Raw genomic sequence first — 15,357 nt, 5'->3', positions numbered from 1 at the left:
CATTCCGGCATATTGTTCGATAGGAGGCGTTTTATGGGCAATGTCATAACGGTTACCCGTGAATTCGGCAGCATGGGGCGTCCAATTGCAAAAATAATTGCGGAGCGAATGGGTTTTCAATATTATGACCGTGATATTATTGAACTCACGGTAAAGGAACTGCACGGCAATATTGAAGAATTGTCTACGCTTGAAGAAAAAAATACCTCCATTTTCGCAAAAATGATGTATCCGCTCGGGCATGGAACGGCGTTGATGCAGGATAAATTATATGAGATGGAAAAAAGCGTCATCCTTGATCTTGCATCCGGCGACGACTGCGTGATCGTTGGCAGATGTTCCGATTATATTCTGCACGAGTGCCGCCATCCAAACATGCTCAATGTTTTCATATATGCTCCGTATGACTGCCGTGTGGCTTTTTGTGAGAAAGAACTGCATCTCAGCACGGAAAAAGCAAAATCCTACATAAAAAGTGTGGATAAAGCCAGATGTGAGTTTTATAAATTCCGCACGGGTGTTTCGTATTATTCCACGACATACCGCAATCTGATGGTAGACAGCTCCATCGCGTCCCACGAGGCGTGCGCCGATCTGATCTGCACCGCCGCAAAGCATAAATTGGGCCTGCTTTGATCGACAGCCCCTTCGCTGTTGATATAAAAATAGGTAGAATCAGCCTACGGCGCGGATCGCTGCCAAGCTGCGCGCCGTGCGCAAAGAAAGGGAGTTTTTTATGAAAGACATTTGCACCGTATCTGTCGTGACCTTTCATCCAGCATGGGGTGACAAGAAAGCAAACCTGAAGCGCATCATGGAGTACATCGAGTGTGCTGCCAAAAAAGGCAGCGACATCGTTGTGCTGCCTGAGATGGCCCTTACAGGTTATGATGACGAGGGGGATAAGCCCCGAAAAGAAAAAATGCAGGTCAGGCTTGCTGAGGCCGTTCCGGGGCCCAGCACGGAAAAGGTCGCCGAGCTTACAAAGCGGCTTGGAATTTATGCCGTAATGGGAATGCCGATAAGGGACGACAACGATCCTGAGACGGTTTACAACGGGCTTGCAGTGTTTTCCCCCGATGGCCTTGCCGGCTCCTACCACAAGATCCACCTGCCGCCGCCCGAGCCAAACTGGGCGACCCGCGGCGACAGACCGTATATTCTGGAGACGGCATGGGGACCTGTCGGCATTGCGATCTGCTACGACAACTACTCTTTCCCCGAACTTATGCGCTACTATGTATCAAAGGGCTGCCGGTTGATCGTCAACAGCACTGCGCTTGCGCACTGCCATGGCCCCTATTACGGTCCCGCCACACTGGAAGCGGCGATTGTTCAGAACGGAATCTATATTGCCTCCGCCAATCTTGGCGGCCTTGACGTTGAAAACTATTTCTGGGGGGGAAGTTCCATTCTCGGCCCCGGGCAGAAGCATACCTGGTCGTATTATTATTATGCGGGCCGTAAATTTACAGACAAAGACGCCCCCGAAATCGAAATGTTTACGGCTACGATTGACCTGTCTCTTGCAAGCAGATATCCTTACCAATTCAATCCCGCTGTCAACGGTACCGATTGGCGTCCGGATAAGTATATTGAGTTTTTTAAGGATACATTATCCAATCCGAATGACGGCAAATAAACAGAATGTGGATCTTTGCTTTTCTTCGGTAAATAGGGTATTATAAGATCACAACGGCGTGTTTCAGAGAGATTGGTACAGCTTTGTATAAATCCTCTGAAACGCGCCGTTGGCTTTGGATACTTAAGTATTCCAATTTTTCCATTTTGAAGGGTAAAAATACAATAAATTGCATGCTAAAATCATACAGATGGTAAAATGAAATAGGTTTTCTGTGGGTTGAGGATGGTATGAATGAACCAAGTAATGCTGGTCGATGATTATGAGATATTCAGGAAACAACTGAAGAAGCAGGTGGATTGGAATAATCAACTCGATTTTATAATTTCCGGAGAAGCTGATAACGGATGGGAAGCGCTGATGGCGCTTCGCCAAAACCCTGTTGACATATTAGTAACCGATATCAAAATGCCGCGGCTGAACGGTCTGGAACTGCTGGAACGGGTTCAAAATGAAGGACTCTGCAAGTGCGTGATCCTTTTAAGTGAATACGCGGATTTTGAATATGCCCGGAAAGGCCTCGTGCTGGGTGCGTTTGATTATATCGTAAAACCGGTGGAAAATCAATCTTTTTTAAATGTACTGAGTCGCGCCGCGGACTATATTACAAAATTATCTAAGGCCAAAAAACCCGAAGACAAAACAGCCTATGAAAGAATTGCAGTAGTAAACTGCATATTGAACGGCACTGATAATTTTGAAAACGCAGTTTCTCACCTGGTGCGCAAGTGCGATGAGTCCGTAAAGCATGATTTCATTAAAAACGGTGTGTTGTTGGCAGAAACGGAAAGAAAAATTTATCAGGCGGTCATTGAAAAAAATGAATGGGTGGCGCTTTTGGTTTCCGACGTGGATTTTATTTGCAACAAAATTATTCAAAGCGACAACAACTACACAACAGCTGCTGTTTTTGAAGAATTTCTGCGGGAGTTGTATACGACAATCAAAACGTATCATCCATCTCGTATGTCCGCGCTTTCCGAAATGGTGGTGGACTACATCCTTGCGCATCCTTTTGACAAGTTGACTTTAACGGTTATATCTGAAAAATGTTTTGTCAGCAAGGCATATTTAAGTCACAGTTTTAAAACGGATATGGGAAGATCCTATGTCGAATATGTGGTGGGCCTGAAAATGCAGATTGTCAAAAAGCAGCTTCAAGAAACCAACATGAATATGAGCGAAATTGCGGAAAAGCTGCATTATGAAGATTATAAATACATGGGACGCCTGTTTAAAAACATTTATGGACTGACGCCTTCCGATTACAAAAAAATGCGCGGGATGGTGCATCCATAAAGGCCATACCCAATATGGAAAACATCAATCTACGGCGATATTCGGGATGCGCCGCAAAAAAATCGAGCATGCGGACGTGTGATTCGAGGATAAGTGGAAAAGCGGGGTAAGGGGATGGCATTCAAAACAATCAAAATAAGGATGATCGTGTGTTGCTTTTTGCTTTTTGTTCTGACTGCATGTTCCAATGAAGGTCAAGCGAATGTTGGGAAAGCATCTTTTGAACACGATGGCAATACAATCCGTATCGGCATTCTTTTATCGACGACCGGGTCTACCGCGGTAGTCGAAAGATCCATGCTCAATGCGGCCTATCTGGCGTTTGACGAAATAAACAAGGCGGGTGGCATTGATGGAAAGCGCATAGAGTATATCCAAGAGGATTACTGCTCAGATCCAACCATTGCGGCCGCAAAGATACAAGATTTGATTGTAAACGAAAACGTTGTTGCAACCGTAGGGTGCTGCACTTCCGCAAGCCGAAAAGCCACTTTGCCGGTATTGAAAAAATATAACTCGCTGCTGGTTTATCCCACCTTTACGGAGGGCGAAGAAACCGATCCAAATGTGATTTATACCGGAGCAATGCCGAATCAACAGGCTGTGGAATACATTCCGTGGCTGATGAAAAAATGCGGAAAAAAAGTTTTCCTTATTGGGAATGATTATGTATTCCCTGTTATTTGCAATAAGCAGGCAAAGCGCATCATTGAAATGAACAACGGTACCGTCCTTGGTGAAAAGTATGTTTCAATCGGCTACTCCGATTTTACAGATATACTTGAAACAATCAAGAAAGTAAGACCCGATTTCATTTATTGCGACCTGGTGGGCGATTCTGTGATTTCTTTTTACAAAGAATATAAACGTCTTGGCTTAGATCCGGAAAAATGCCCGATAGCTGCGATTGCAACAGATGAAATGAGCGTTCAGGGGATGGGCGCGGACTGTGCCGAGGGACATTATGCGTCCATGAATTACTTCTCGACATTAGATACGCCTGCCAGCCAAGAATTTGTCAAAAAGTATGAGGAGCATTCACAGGACGGTTCCGTCATTACCTCTTCTGCAGAAGCAACATACGATAGCTGCTATCTGCTTGCAAAGGCAATAGAAAAAGTGCAGAACCCCTATGACACCAACTCGTTGATTAAAGCGTTTTCAGGTCTGGAGTTTGATGCTCCGCAAGGCAAGATCAAAGTAGATGAAACGAACCATTGCACCTGGCTGTACTCGCGTTTTGCAATCGCGCATAATGGAAAATTCCAAATTGTATATCAGTCAAAAAATGCAATTAAACCTGAACCGTGGCCGACGATCCTTTACCCGGATGGATCACACAACTAAAAGAAGGGATCAATCGGAATGAATCACATGGACTTGAAAAAGTATCTAATTTCCATCATACTTGGCTGGGTGTGTTTTGGGCTTTCAAATTTTCCGATTACCATTGATTCCGCTTATGACCTCTATCTTTTGCCGGGATTGCTGCTGCCTGCTGTCGTTGCCTTATATTATGGAATGCGCTATGCCATCGCATGCTGCACACTCGGGCTGGCAATGTTCAGCCCGTTTATTGTCGTACCCACGAATGGATGGGGAAATTTTGTTACCGCGGTTTTTATTTTGTTATGGGCGGCGGGATTGGGAATGTGCCGTGATAAGATCGCAAAAGGGGAAATTCCTTTTTTTGCATTATATATCTTTCAAGTTTTGCTTGTTTTAGTGTATTTTCTTTGCAACAAAACGCTGGTCCAGTTTTTCGTTTCCTATAATCCGCCCTTCTGGTGCAAAAATTATACATTTTCATATTTGCCGGAAAATCTAATCAATGCCAACGCGACCGTTCTTGCAGAAACAATGACGATTTGTATATTGCTGGCCAATAGTGTGCTGTCTCTTCCGTTTGTAAAAAGATTTTTGAAGATTAAAACGAACGGTTATGAAAAGGACAATTACTTTGTAATGGTCATAACCGTTTTTCTGACGGCGTTTTTGGCTGCTTTTTCATCAAACGGTATGATTAACGGGATGATGTCTATTTCGTTTACCGTCAACGCGTATCAGAGCAATATAGGAAACATGCAGTTTGCCCTCTTGAAAGCGGCGGTTATTCTATTGCTCGGTGACTTTTTGATGCACTATCTGGAATATCACAACAGGCAGGAACAGAAAAGCCGGGAAATGGCGGAAACGCAACAGGCGGTTTTTGAATCAAGTGACGATATGATTTGGTGCGTCAATGGTCAGAATGGAGAAATTGTCACCTGCAATTCAGTTGCAAAATCTTTTTTTGATGCCCAATCAGATGTGTTTAATGAACGAAAATTTTTTGAATTGTTTAGTGACGAGGATGCCATTCTATGGAACGATTATTTTGATGAGACTGAAAAATCGGGACATTATATCGTGGAGTATTACGACGCCGTGTCAGAGCACTATTACCAAGTACACCTTCACCGCATCGGTCTTAGTGCGAAAAAGTATAATATCGCGGTGTTCGCCAAAGACATTACGGATGACATTTTGTTTGAAGAGCAGACAAGGCGCATGAACGATGAACTTGAAATCAAGGTTTTGGAAAGAACACAAGAAATGCGCAACGCCTATAATGAAATGGAGAACATGTGTTATATCATTGCACATGAATTCAAATCGCCAATTCGCGCAATCAGTCTTTATAATACCATCCTCAACGATGAAAGCGGTTCACATTTTACAGAAGAAGCAAATGATGCCTCTTTAAAAATATCAATGTATTGCAACAAAGCATTGAACATGATCGGCGAGATTTTAAAGTATTCAAAAATAAAATCCAGCAGATTGGCTCTGGCGCGTGTTAACATGAATAAGCTGGTGGAAGATATTATTGAAGAATTACGTATGATTTACAATACGCATGATATACGTATCAATATGGTCAAGCTGCCCAACGTTATGGGAGATGAAATACTTCTGCGCTGCTGTATCTATAATATTTTATTAAATTCGGTGAAATATTCAGCAGGAGTTGAATTTACATATATTCATGTCTTTTTTAAGGATACTAAAGACGAGTACGTCTTCTGTTTTAAAGATAATGGGGTTGGATTTGACATGGAGTACGCTTCCGATCCGTTTCAAATGTTTAATCGGTTACATGCCGATATTCAATTTGAGGGGAACGGGATTGGATTGGCAACTGTGAAAAATATTGTAGAAAAGCATGGCGGAAAAATTGGAATTGATGCAAAAGTCAATGAAGGCTGCACGGTATCTTTTACCATTCCAAAGTGAATTGCTCAAATTCCTCAGTCAGTGCGAGATCATGCATTCCCGGCATTTCGGAGAAGCGCTACGCATCACGTTCGGCCAGCTCAACGAGAAGAATTTTTATGCGTTTAACCCGTCGCTCGATACTCCGACGGTGAAGCGGCAAGGAACAACTTATTTATTTGTATGAAAGGGCTGCTCCAAATGGGGCGGTTCTTCCGTGATTGTAGCCGAACAGGTAAGACAAAACCCCCAGCTGAGCTGGGGGAAGATAAAAAACGTATAGGACAGAGAACAAGCCGGTAGTGTATCCAGCATATGACGAACAAAACGGCTGGTTTCTTTGGTTAAAATGAAGTTGAACTGCCTGTTCTACGCCGCGGCGCTCAACATGGGGTGCGAGGTGAAAAGCCTGGCTTTTTGAAATGGAGATACCGGCAGCTCAGGGGTTCAGGGATTTTCCTCGACTGAACAGCCGAACCGGGTGAAACTGGAAGAACACCGCCAGCGCCACCGTCAGCGGCACCGTCAGCATGATCCCGATGCTTCCCGCCATGCTCTGGATGAGCTGTATGCCAACCAGATCGGTATTGATTAATTGCCCGAATGGAATGCCGTATGCATAAATGATGAGCAGCAGATTCAGCGAAGACCCCACAAACGCAAGAATCAGCGTGTTGACCATGGTCCCCATCGCGTCGCGCCCAATGTTTATGCCGGAGCGAAACAGCTCCTTCGCCTTCACGTCCGGGTTTGTCTTGTGGATCTCGTCCATGGAGGATGCGATGGAGATCGCAACATCCATCACGGCGCCGTGCGCGGAAATCAGGATGCCCGCCATCAGCAGTCCCCCGATCATAATTTTAGCACCGTTGTCGGCTTGGAGCAGAATGGTTTCCGCCTCCTGCATGTTGAAACCGCTCAATCCCGCCACCGCCCCGCTGATAGCGGCGGCGGCACAGGAAAAGAGCGCGCCCGCGATGGTGGCGATGGATGCGGAAACCGTTTTGGCGTTCACCCCGTCCAGCAGCGCGAACCCCATCACCGTAGTCAGCAACACAATAAGCAGCGCCGAGAGAACCGGATCGGCACCCCGATACACCATGGGCAGCAACAGGAAAATGACACAAAACACGGTATACAGGATGCCCAACATGGCCTGAAATCCTTTGCGCCCCCCGATGATGCACAACAGCAAGATGAAAACCACACCGCATCCGAGAAGCACGCCGGAGCGATCATAATTGTATACCGAGGCGGAATAGCTGCCGTTTTGCTGGGTGCTGATTTGCACGATGATCCGCGTGCCTTTCTGCACATAGACGTTGTTCAGTGCGCTCAGATAGTTGTCCACCTGCATATGCTCATCTTTATGTTTCCCCTGCAAGATTTTGATGCTGATCCGTTGATTGCCGATCCGGCGCCCCTGCGAGTTCGAGTCCGGAGAGGTCGTGTCACTGATGACGGATTCCACCTCGGCGGATACATACGCCGAAGCGCTCGTGCCGCGTTTGACCGTTTTAGCGGTGATGCCGACGTATGCGCCCACGGTCACTGCCAGCAGCACGGTGATCAGGATGAGGCGGTGCACCATCTGCCGCGAAATGCGCCTGTCGATTTTCTTCATTTTTACACCTGTTCACAAAACACAAAACCGCCGGCATTAATCCAATGCAGGCAGTTTTGCGTTATTTTTTATTGCTTGATATTTGGAAAAGCCGGTCAGTGCGTGCGCCTGCGCATCGTCAGCCAGCCCGCGGCAAGGACTGCCGCCAGCACGACGATGGACAGGGACAGGCCAAACGTCCAGGCACCGGTGCCGGTGTCGGGGTTGCTTACCGTGCCGGACGGCGCGGAGGAGGAAGCACTGCCCGATGTGCCGCCGCCCGCAGAACTGTTGCCGGAGGAAGCACTGTTCGATGTGCCGCCGCCCGCAGAACTGTTGCCGGAGGAAGCACTGCCCGATGTGCCGCCGCCCGCAGAACTGTTGCCGGAGGAAGCACTGCTTGATGTGCCGCCGCCCGGCGTGCCGGTCTGAACCGGTACGATCTCGTTTTTGTCACGCACGCGCAGGCTCACGCCGTTGGGGTCGGTGTACACCACACCTACTGCCGTTACGGTGGTTCCCTCCTGCACAACATTGCTCAGGCTGACATTCGGGTCGATGTATCCATTAATAAAGATGCGGGCGCCGTTCGCGTTGCTGCCGTCGTTCAGGATGAAACTTTGGATGGCGCCCCCATCCTGCTGCACATTGGAAACGGTGCCGGTCACGCTGACCAATTTGCCGCCGTTCTGATCGTAGTCCATGGCGTCTTTGGCGCTCATTGCGGTAGGCGCCAGCGGATGGATGCTGGAATCCAGCACTTCATAGCCTTCGACACCGGAGCCGATCTTCAGTTCCTTGTCACCCTGGTAGCTGGAAACATGCCCGATGACGCGGATCTTTTCTCCCACCTTAATACCGCTTCCGTTTGCGATGGGGTAAACATCCATACCGCCGGTGCCGTCCTGAAGATACAGGGTATCGGTGAAGGCGTTGGGCTGTTCGGTTCCCACCGTCACAGTGCCTTCCACCGCATAAACGTCGCCGTCTTTTCCGTTCTGTCGGATATCCGCGATGTTGGTAATGGGAATGCTGACCTGCGTCTCTTTCAGCAGATTAGACATGATGTTGTAGTTGGCATATGGCAGATCCCAGTTGTTGTCTTTGGTGGCCTTGATCTCAAAGTCGGACAGCAGAATGGTGCCGGAGGTAACGACCTCGCCCTTGCCAACCGTCTCCTCTGAAAGGGCGACCGGGTGGCTGCCCTTTTGAACCGTGACGGTGCCGACATTGGAGGCGGATGGGGACGACACGTCCGCATAAGTAGTATCAAAACCCGTCACCAGAGAGGCGCCCGCACCGGGGTTGACTGAGCAGCCGCTGTACGCGCTGTATTCCTGCCCGCTGCTGCCGGTGACCACCCCGTTCAGCAGAGACGCCGTGCTGCTGAAATTCTGGAGATAAAGCCGGTAGTTCTGCCCGCCGTTGGTCACATCATCCTTCATCTCGTCCGCGCGAACCCGTGCGGTGGCCCCGATGCCTGTGAGCAGATTGTTGATCTGTGTGGAGGCTTTGTATTCGCCGGCGCCGTCGCCGTAATCGGACGTGCCGCAGACAACAACCCTGCCGCCGCCAGCCACATAATCCTTCACCATGGAGATGAAATCACTGCTGAACGTTTGGGGCGTGTAAGCCGTGCCGGCTTTCGTGGTGCCGCCCTGTGTGGCCGGCGAAGTGATGACAAGCAGTTGGATGGTTTTCAGCACATCCGGCGTGATCTGGCTGGCGTCGGTCGCAATCTTGACCTGTGCGCCCACATTCGCGGCGATCTGCGTGAAATTGTTCATGTTGCCTGCGTAGTAGCCGTCCACATAGCTGTTAAAATGGGTGCCGTCGATGAGCACGCGCGTCACCGTTTTCGGGTCGGCCACACTCAGCTGTAGGGTGCCGGTATAGGTTTTCTCTACGCCGTTTTCGTTGGCCGTGAGCGTTACGTCCACCGTTTGGTCTCCGGCGTTGGCCGGTGTGTAGGAGAACTGATACTGGGCGGTGCCGAGCGAGGCGATGCTTTGCCCGCCGTTCAGCTGGCTGCCCGGGACCGTTTGGATCACCTGGCCGCCGATGCTGTACTGGAGCGATTCCAACTGCATCGGAACCTGCTCGTTGTTGTACAGCGAAGTGGTGATGGTGACCGCCTCGCCTTTCACCGGGAGACTGGTGTCCGATGTGGTGGAGGCGATGCCGGCTTTATCCACATCGTTTGTCCACACCGGAGCCGTTACGGCGATGTCGGCGTCCGGCTCGGTGACGCGCAGGTAGTAATAGGAGTAATCATTGGAAAGGTCAAATTCGACCGATCCCTTGTTGGTATCCAGCGTTTTGCTGGCTACCACGCGGCCGCCATTGGAAATAACCTGCACCATGCCGATGCTTTTGTCGGTGGGGTCGGAAAGGTCCGCCTTGAGGGTAATAGGGGCGCCCGATTTGACGGAAAGGACGCTGCCCATAACCTGCCCGTTCAAGGTGTACTGGATGCTCAGGTCGTTGTCTTCCGTGGCATACATCCGGCGCTGGTGCATGGCATCATACAGGCTGGATGTGGAAAGATCCTTTGCCAAGATGACGCTTCTGGCCGTGTTCGCGTCGCCCCAGTTGCCCCTGTGGTTGTCCTGGTTGTTGGTGGGGGCCACATGCCAGCCCTTGTCCAGCGCGCGGGTGTAGTATTCGTAGGATGGGAAGTATCCCGCACCGCGGATAGGGCCTTCACCGTTGCCTACTTCCACCATGTCCATCAGGCTGTCATACGCCGGGCTGTAGTCCGCGAAATCATAGAAATCGCCGAAGGTCGTACCCGGGTGATTAAACTGCGAGGCGGACTGCGGAACCGTGGTGAGTGTGTCGTAATATTTCTGCAGTCCGCTCGGGTCGCTGGCGGACTGCGCATTGTTGTCGTAATAGGGATTCTGTCGATCCTCAAAGCCTGGGGTATTAAAGGTGTTGATGTGACCGGAACCGTCGCTCCAAGTCATCTCATACCCATAGAGGCCCAAAAAGCGGGCAGAGGGGTCGGAGACGTTCCCTTTGTCGATCTGCTGGCTGGTGATGTCCGCCGCCGATTGATGTCCCTCGTTCCACTTCGCGTTGTTGCTGCTGTCGAGGATGGTGTTGACGTGGTTGGTGGCGTCGGTCGCGCTTTCGAAATAATTGGAGTGATCCGTCACGGCCAGAAAGTCAAGATTCTCCACCTGTGAGGCGTGCGCGAATGCCTGTTCCACGGTGCCCTGCCCGTCGGAAAGCGTGGTGTGGGAATGCAGCTGCCCAAAATAGAGGTTGTAGGTGCCGCTGTAGGGCGCGTCATACGTGATAGTGGTCTTGATGCTGTCTTTTATGCCGGTTTTGACGGCGTAGGCCGAGATGGTCAGCGGCAGCTCCGTAATCTTGATCGGCCCGGTGTAATCGCTGTAAGCGGACGCGCCGTTGAGCTTGTATTTAATGGAGGCACCGTCCGTGGTCGTGCTCAGGGTGATCGAATCGCCCACGTTTACCACCGCACCGCTGCCCGGCGTGGCTTCCACCGCCGCGACCTGGCCGGAGGTGTTGCCTGAATTGCCGCCGGAGCCGCCGGCAGCGGTGAGGTCGGCCGCGTCCGCGAACAGAAGTTCGGCCGCACTCTTGTAGACCGTCGCGATACCGGCGGCGTTCACCGTGCTGCCGTCCGCGGCGGAAACTTTTGATCCGTTTTTGCTGTAAAGCGGGACGCTCGTGCTCCCGCTGGTGAGAGAATAGCTCGAGCCGCTCACCTTTAACGTCGCGTTCTGGATCTGGATCAGCTGTCCTTCATATTTGGAGGGATTGCTGCTGAAATCCGAAAGGGCGACCACGGCGGGTGTAATGGGCGCAAGCGATCCGCCTGTTTTGGTGACGGTGAGGTCCTTGGCTGTGCTGGAGGAATTGGTCAGCTCCATCACACCCTGATAGTTATTCACCGTGCCGCTCACGGTCACCGGCGTACCGCTCGGATAATCCGCGGCCGTGAAGCTGCCGCCGAACACGCAGATGCCGCCCGTGGAGTCCTGCACATACATGGTGCTGCTGTTCACCACGCGCGTGACCACGCCCGACACGGTTGCCGCCGCGCCGTTCGCCATGCCGCGCGCGGCGGAAATGGCGGTACCGGTCGTACTGCCGCCGGCAGCGGTGAGGTCGGCCGCGTCCGCAAACAGAAGTTCGGCCGCACTCTTGTAGATCGTCGCGATACCGGCGGCGTTCACCGTGCTGCCGTCCGCGGCGGAAACTTTTGATCCGTTTTTGCTGTAAAGCGGGACGCTCGTGCTCCCGCTGGTGAGAGAATAGCTCGATCCGCTCACCTTCAGCGTCGCGCTCTGAATCTGGATCAGCTGGCCTTCATATTTGGAAGGATTGCTGCTGAAATCCGAAAGGGCGACCACGGCGGGCGTGATCGGCGCAAGCGATCCGCCTGTTTTGGTGACGGTGAGGTCCTTGGCGGTGCTGGAGGAATTGGTCAGCTCCATCACACCCTGATAGTTATTCACCGTGCCGCTCACGGTCACCGGTGTACCGCCCGGATAATCCGCGGCCGTGAAGCTGCCGCCGAACACGCAGATGCCGCCCGTGGAGTCCTGCACATACATGGTGCTGCTGTTCACCACGCGCGTGACCACGCCCGACACGGTGGCCGCCGCGCCGTTCGCCATGCCGCGCACGGCAGAAATAGCAGTGGCCGACGCGCTGGAAACCGTATAAGAAAAGCTGTATGGATCGCTCTTCTCACCGCCTGCCACGGCATAGGCGCTGATGCTGGTGTTTTCCGTCAGCTTGATCGGCTGCGCATAGACCTGAACAGCCCCGCCGTTTATGGTGTAATAGATCTGCGCGCCGGCGGTGGCGCAGGCAAGCGTCACCGTCGTGCCGGAAGGCACCGAGTTGTTCTCCCCGGGCGTAACGCTGGTCTGCGCCGTGACCGGCGAGATCTTGCTGGTCGGGGCCTGCGCCCCCAGACTGCCCGTGATAACAATGTTATTGATGTAGCTGACGCCGCCCGCCTGCACGGTGGAATAATTCGTGTTGTCGAACGGTGTGTTGTCAAACGGCGTCACCCGCACGCTTTTGGTGTAATCGGGCAGCGGCAGCGCCGTGGTGCCGGCGTCGGCAAACTGGATATCGGCCATGCTGCTCACGGACTGGAATTTGCCGTTGGTGACATCCGAATAATCGAGCCCGTTTGCCGAGGCTTGCACTTTCCAGTATTTCGGCGCCGTCTTGGAAACCTGGATCTGGGCCGAAAAAGTCATCCCGGTAGCGCTGGCGCCCGCGGGAACGTCAAATTCCCAGTATTTCGTACCCGAGCCGTTATCCCACCCGTTCGTGCCGATGAACGTTTTGCCCGATGTCCCCCAGGCGTTCCCGGCCACAATGGTCATCTTCGCTCCGTCGGAGCCGCTGCCCGTCGCCGCAAATGACGCGTTTGCCGGCGTAACCGACGTGTCCGTCGGGTTGGCCGTAAATACCCACTGCGCAAGCGGGTTGGAAACCGCCAGCGCCTTTTCGGGCAAAGTCATGCAAGTCGCGCATATCAATGCGAACGCCATAAAAAGCGAAACGACTCGGTTTCTCTGGTGCTTTTTCTTCATTGCTTTTCTCCTTTTTGTTCCATCCTCTCTCTGTTGCCAAAAGTACGGCCTTGTCAGGCCTTATCTTCTAGATTAAAGTTTTTCGGCCATCCAAACCACCCTGGACAAGTATAGATTTGGTAATGATTATGTAAATTGGAGAATACTACCCGCTGCGGGTACTATTAGAAACCCGTACCATATCAGGCCGTTCTGCCCGAAAATTTCGACCGGGAAGATTGGAGGCGGCGGGATAATCATGGTCAGAACAAGCGGGCACCTTAAAATTCTCTATCGCTTTCGGTCATACGATCTCGAACATGCGTTCTGCCGATTTTCAGCTTGAGGAAGCGCTGCGCGTCGCGCTCGACCACCTCAACGAGAAGAACGTCCATGTATTTAACCCGTCGCTCGATGCCCCGGCGGCGAATTCGCGTTTTCAAACAAAACAAACGGGCTGCTTGAACATAAAGCAGCCCGTTTGTTTTGTTTGAAAGGCGCTGTAGGTCGGAGAGGAGGTTGAATCCCCCAAAGAAAGAAAAACGGAGCTTGCGATATTCTCACAACCTAAAGTTTGTTTGAGCTTGGACGTTTCCCGGAACGTTGCGGTTTCTTCCCGCCCCATTTCAACGGGCCCTCCTGTTGAACGGCCCGTTTTCGTTATGCGGCTTTTCAGCTGTTTGGCTTTGTGATCTCATCGTCGGTCACATTGTTGTCAAGGTAGACCTTTGAATAAAATGTTCGGACTTCTTTATTCAAATCATATGTTATTTGTGATGGATAAAGTGTTTTTGCCGTCCATAACAGGCCCATCAGAGACTGCGTGCGGTCAAGCATCTCATATTTTGTTGAAGCGTATACGCGGTTGTTTTTGACAGCCGACATGTTTTTCCACATACTGCTTGCCAGAATTTGCTCCTTGCCGCTCTCGGTTGCCGTGATGATTACATCCGGGTCCCATTTACAGATATCTTCCATGGAGACCGGGATGGATTCATTGGTCGCGTCTGAATCTTTCTGTGTGTTTTCTTCCATAAAACTGATGCCGCCGGCGAGATCAATCACGGACGCCATGATGGTCTTGGTTCCAACCGTATTCGTCACCGTCGATTGTGCGTAATAGACCTTTAACTTATTGTTTTTTTTGATCTTGGAGGTTTGGGCCGTGACCATTTTGACGGTGCTGTCCCAATAGTCGCCCAGTGCGTTGCCTTCTTTTTCATTTCCCACAAGTTTGCCGATGAAGCGCCATGATTTTGCAATATCCGGAAGGGTGTCTTTGGAAGCGGCCACGACGGGAATGTTAAAGCTTTTTTGCTCGGTGTCGATATCCGTATCTTTGGTCAATGAAACAACAACCTGTGGGTTCACGGAAATGATCTGTTCCGCGCTCAAGCCACTGTGAAACTCGCCTGTGACAGGAAGCGCTTTGATTCTTTTCTGCTCCGCGGCGTTCATAAATTCGAGTCGGTCGTCAAATTGCTTGTCCACGCTTGCAAGTTTATTTGGCGCAAGCCTCCAAACCATTTGACATGGAATGGGGTGGACAATGGATATTCTGGTGATGTTTTTGGGCAATGTGTTTTTTCTGCCCGCCAAATCGGTTATCACCTGCGTTGCCGACTGCGAAGCTTCCGACGAAGCCGTGGAGGAAGTGGTCGCCGTTCGGCATTCTGTGGCACAGAGTGCAAGCAGCGCCGCCAGCATGAGCGCAATCGCTCTGCTTTTCGTAACGGATGTTTTGTTTGTCTTGATCATGGCAACCATTCCTTTCAGTATATGCAAGGCATAAAACGGGCCGAAACCAGAGAGGGCTTTGGGTGGAATCTTGTGGATACAGGCCGGCTGGGCGTTTTGCATCAGCCGTTTTGCCTGTTGTTAAAAAGCGATTTACGATTGATAGCAGAAAGAGAGCTCCGCATAATTAGCTGCACGTCCCATGGCAGTTTGATTGGTTCGGGTAATCGCTCCGGCAGGTGTTTGCCCGT

At 51.0% G+C, this 15,357-nt stretch carries 9 protein-coding genes; 5 read left to right on the top strand and 4 right to left on the bottom strand.

All coding sequences use genetic code 11. The features are described 5' to 3' along the window. The first annotated feature begins 33 nt into the window (after positions 1 to 33). The 5 genes from ETHHA_RS11765 to ETHHA_RS11745 all read left to right on the top strand — a co-directional run bounded on the left by ETHHA_RS11765 (position 34) and on the right by ETHHA_RS11745 (position 6,217). Positions 34 to 636, top strand: coding sequence for a cytidylate kinase-like family protein (locus ETHHA_RS11765; RefSeq protein WP_013486191.1), 603 nt, complete (start codon positions 34 to 36; stop codon positions 634 to 636). Between the two features lie 100 nt (positions 637 to 736). Continuing rightward, entirely contained in the window at positions 737 to 1,642 is a 906-nt protein-coding gene (locus tag ETHHA_RS11760; RefSeq protein WP_013486190.1) for a carbon-nitrogen hydrolase family protein, read from the top strand. 234 nt (positions 1,643 to 1,876) lie between these two features. Continuing rightward, positions 1,877 to 2,941, top strand: coding sequence for a response regulator transcription factor (locus tag ETHHA_RS11755; protein WP_013486189.1), 1,065 nt, complete (start codon positions 1,877 to 1,879; stop codon positions 2,939 to 2,941). A 114-nt stretch (positions 2,942 to 3,055) separates the two neighbouring features. Further along, positions 3,056 to 4,288 carry a transporter substrate-binding domain-containing protein gene (locus ETHHA_RS11750; protein ID WP_049776610.1) on the top strand — a complete coding sequence of 411 codons (1,233 nt, stop codon included), beginning with the start codon at positions 3,056 to 3,058 and terminating at the stop codon, positions 4,286 to 4,288. 18 nt (positions 4,289 to 4,306) lie between these two features. Then, positions 4,307 to 6,217: a sensor histidine kinase gene (locus ETHHA_RS11745; protein WP_013486187.1), complete on the top strand. Its 1,911-nt coding sequence runs from the start codon at positions 4,307 to 4,309 to the stop codon at positions 6,215 to 6,217. Positions 6,218 to 6,635: 418 nt separating this feature from the next. Here the strand turns inward: ETHHA_RS11745 and ETHHA_RS11740 are convergent, their stop codons facing one another. The 4 genes from ETHHA_RS11740 to ETHHA_RS11725 form a co-directional block, all read right to left on the bottom strand. Continuing rightward, positions 6,636 to 7,820 (bottom strand): YibE/F family protein, encoded by a 1,185-nt coding sequence (locus tag ETHHA_RS11740; RefSeq protein WP_013486186.1) that lies wholly within the window; start codon positions 7,818 to 7,820, stop codon positions 6,636 to 6,638. Positions 7,821 to 7,915: 95 nt separating this feature from the next. Then, positions 7,916 to 13,318 carry a CehA/McbA family metallohydrolase gene (locus tag ETHHA_RS14745; RefSeq protein ID WP_159033376.1) on the bottom strand — a complete coding sequence of 1,801 codons (5,403 nt, stop codon included), beginning with the start codon at positions 13,316 to 13,318 and terminating at the stop codon, positions 7,916 to 7,918. 490 nt (positions 13,319 to 13,808) lie between these two features. Continuing rightward, on the bottom strand, positions 13,809 to 13,994 hold the full coding sequence (locus tag ETHHA_RS11730) for a hypothetical protein (protein ID WP_013486184.1): 186 nt from the start codon (positions 13,992 to 13,994) through the stop codon (positions 13,809 to 13,811). Between the two features lie 47 nt (positions 13,995 to 14,041). Then, positions 14,042 to 15,127: an ABC transporter substrate-binding protein gene (locus ETHHA_RS11725; RefSeq protein WP_013486183.1), complete on the bottom strand. Its 1,086-nt coding sequence runs from the start codon at positions 15,125 to 15,127 to the stop codon at positions 14,042 to 14,044. Between the last annotated feature and the right edge of the window lie 230 nt (positions 15,128 to 15,357).

The organism is Ethanoligenens harbinense YUAN-3 (assembly GCF_000178115.2).
In the GTDB taxonomy this organism is placed as follows: Bacteria; Bacillota; Clostridia; order Oscillospirales; family Ethanoligenentaceae; genus Ethanoligenens; species Ethanoligenens harbinense.
The sequence above is the reverse complement of the archived record's forward strand: the minus strand, read 5'-3'. Positions and strand labels throughout refer to the sequence as shown.

Excerpts from the sequence above, each read along its gene's own strand:
- ETHHA_RS11765 (WP_013486191.1), top strand. The coding sequence starts at position 34 with ATGGGCAATGTCATAACGGTTACCCGTGAATTCGGCAGCATGGGGCGT.
- ETHHA_RS11760 (WP_013486190.1), top strand. The coding sequence starts at position 737 with ATGAAAGACATTTGCACCGTATCTGTCGTGACCTTTCATCCAGCATGG.
- ETHHA_RS11755 (WP_013486189.1), top strand. The coding sequence starts at position 1,877 with ATGAACCAAGTAATGCTGGTCGATGATTATGAGATATTCAGGAAACAA.
- ETHHA_RS11750 (WP_049776610.1), top strand. The coding sequence starts at position 3,056 with ATGGCATTCAAAACAATCAAAATAAGGATGATCGTGTGTTGCTTTTTG.
- ETHHA_RS11745 (WP_013486187.1), top strand. The coding sequence starts at position 4,307 with ATGAATCACATGGACTTGAAAAAGTATCTAATTTCCATCATACTTGGC.
- ETHHA_RS11740 (WP_013486186.1), bottom strand. The coding sequence starts at position 7,820 with ATGAAGAAAATCGACAGGCGCATTTCGCGGCAGATGGTGCACCGCCTC.
- ETHHA_RS14745 (WP_159033376.1), bottom strand. The coding sequence starts at position 13,318 with ATGACTTTGCCCGAAAAGGCGCTGGCGGTTTCCAACCCGCTTGCGCAG.
- ETHHA_RS11730 (WP_013486184.1), bottom strand. The coding sequence starts at position 13,994 with ATGGGGCGGGAAGAAACCGCAACGTTCCGGGAAACGTCCAAGCTCAAA.
- ETHHA_RS11725 (WP_013486183.1), bottom strand. The coding sequence starts at position 15,127 with ATGATCAAGACAAACAAAACATCCGTTACGAAAAGCAGAGCGATTGCG.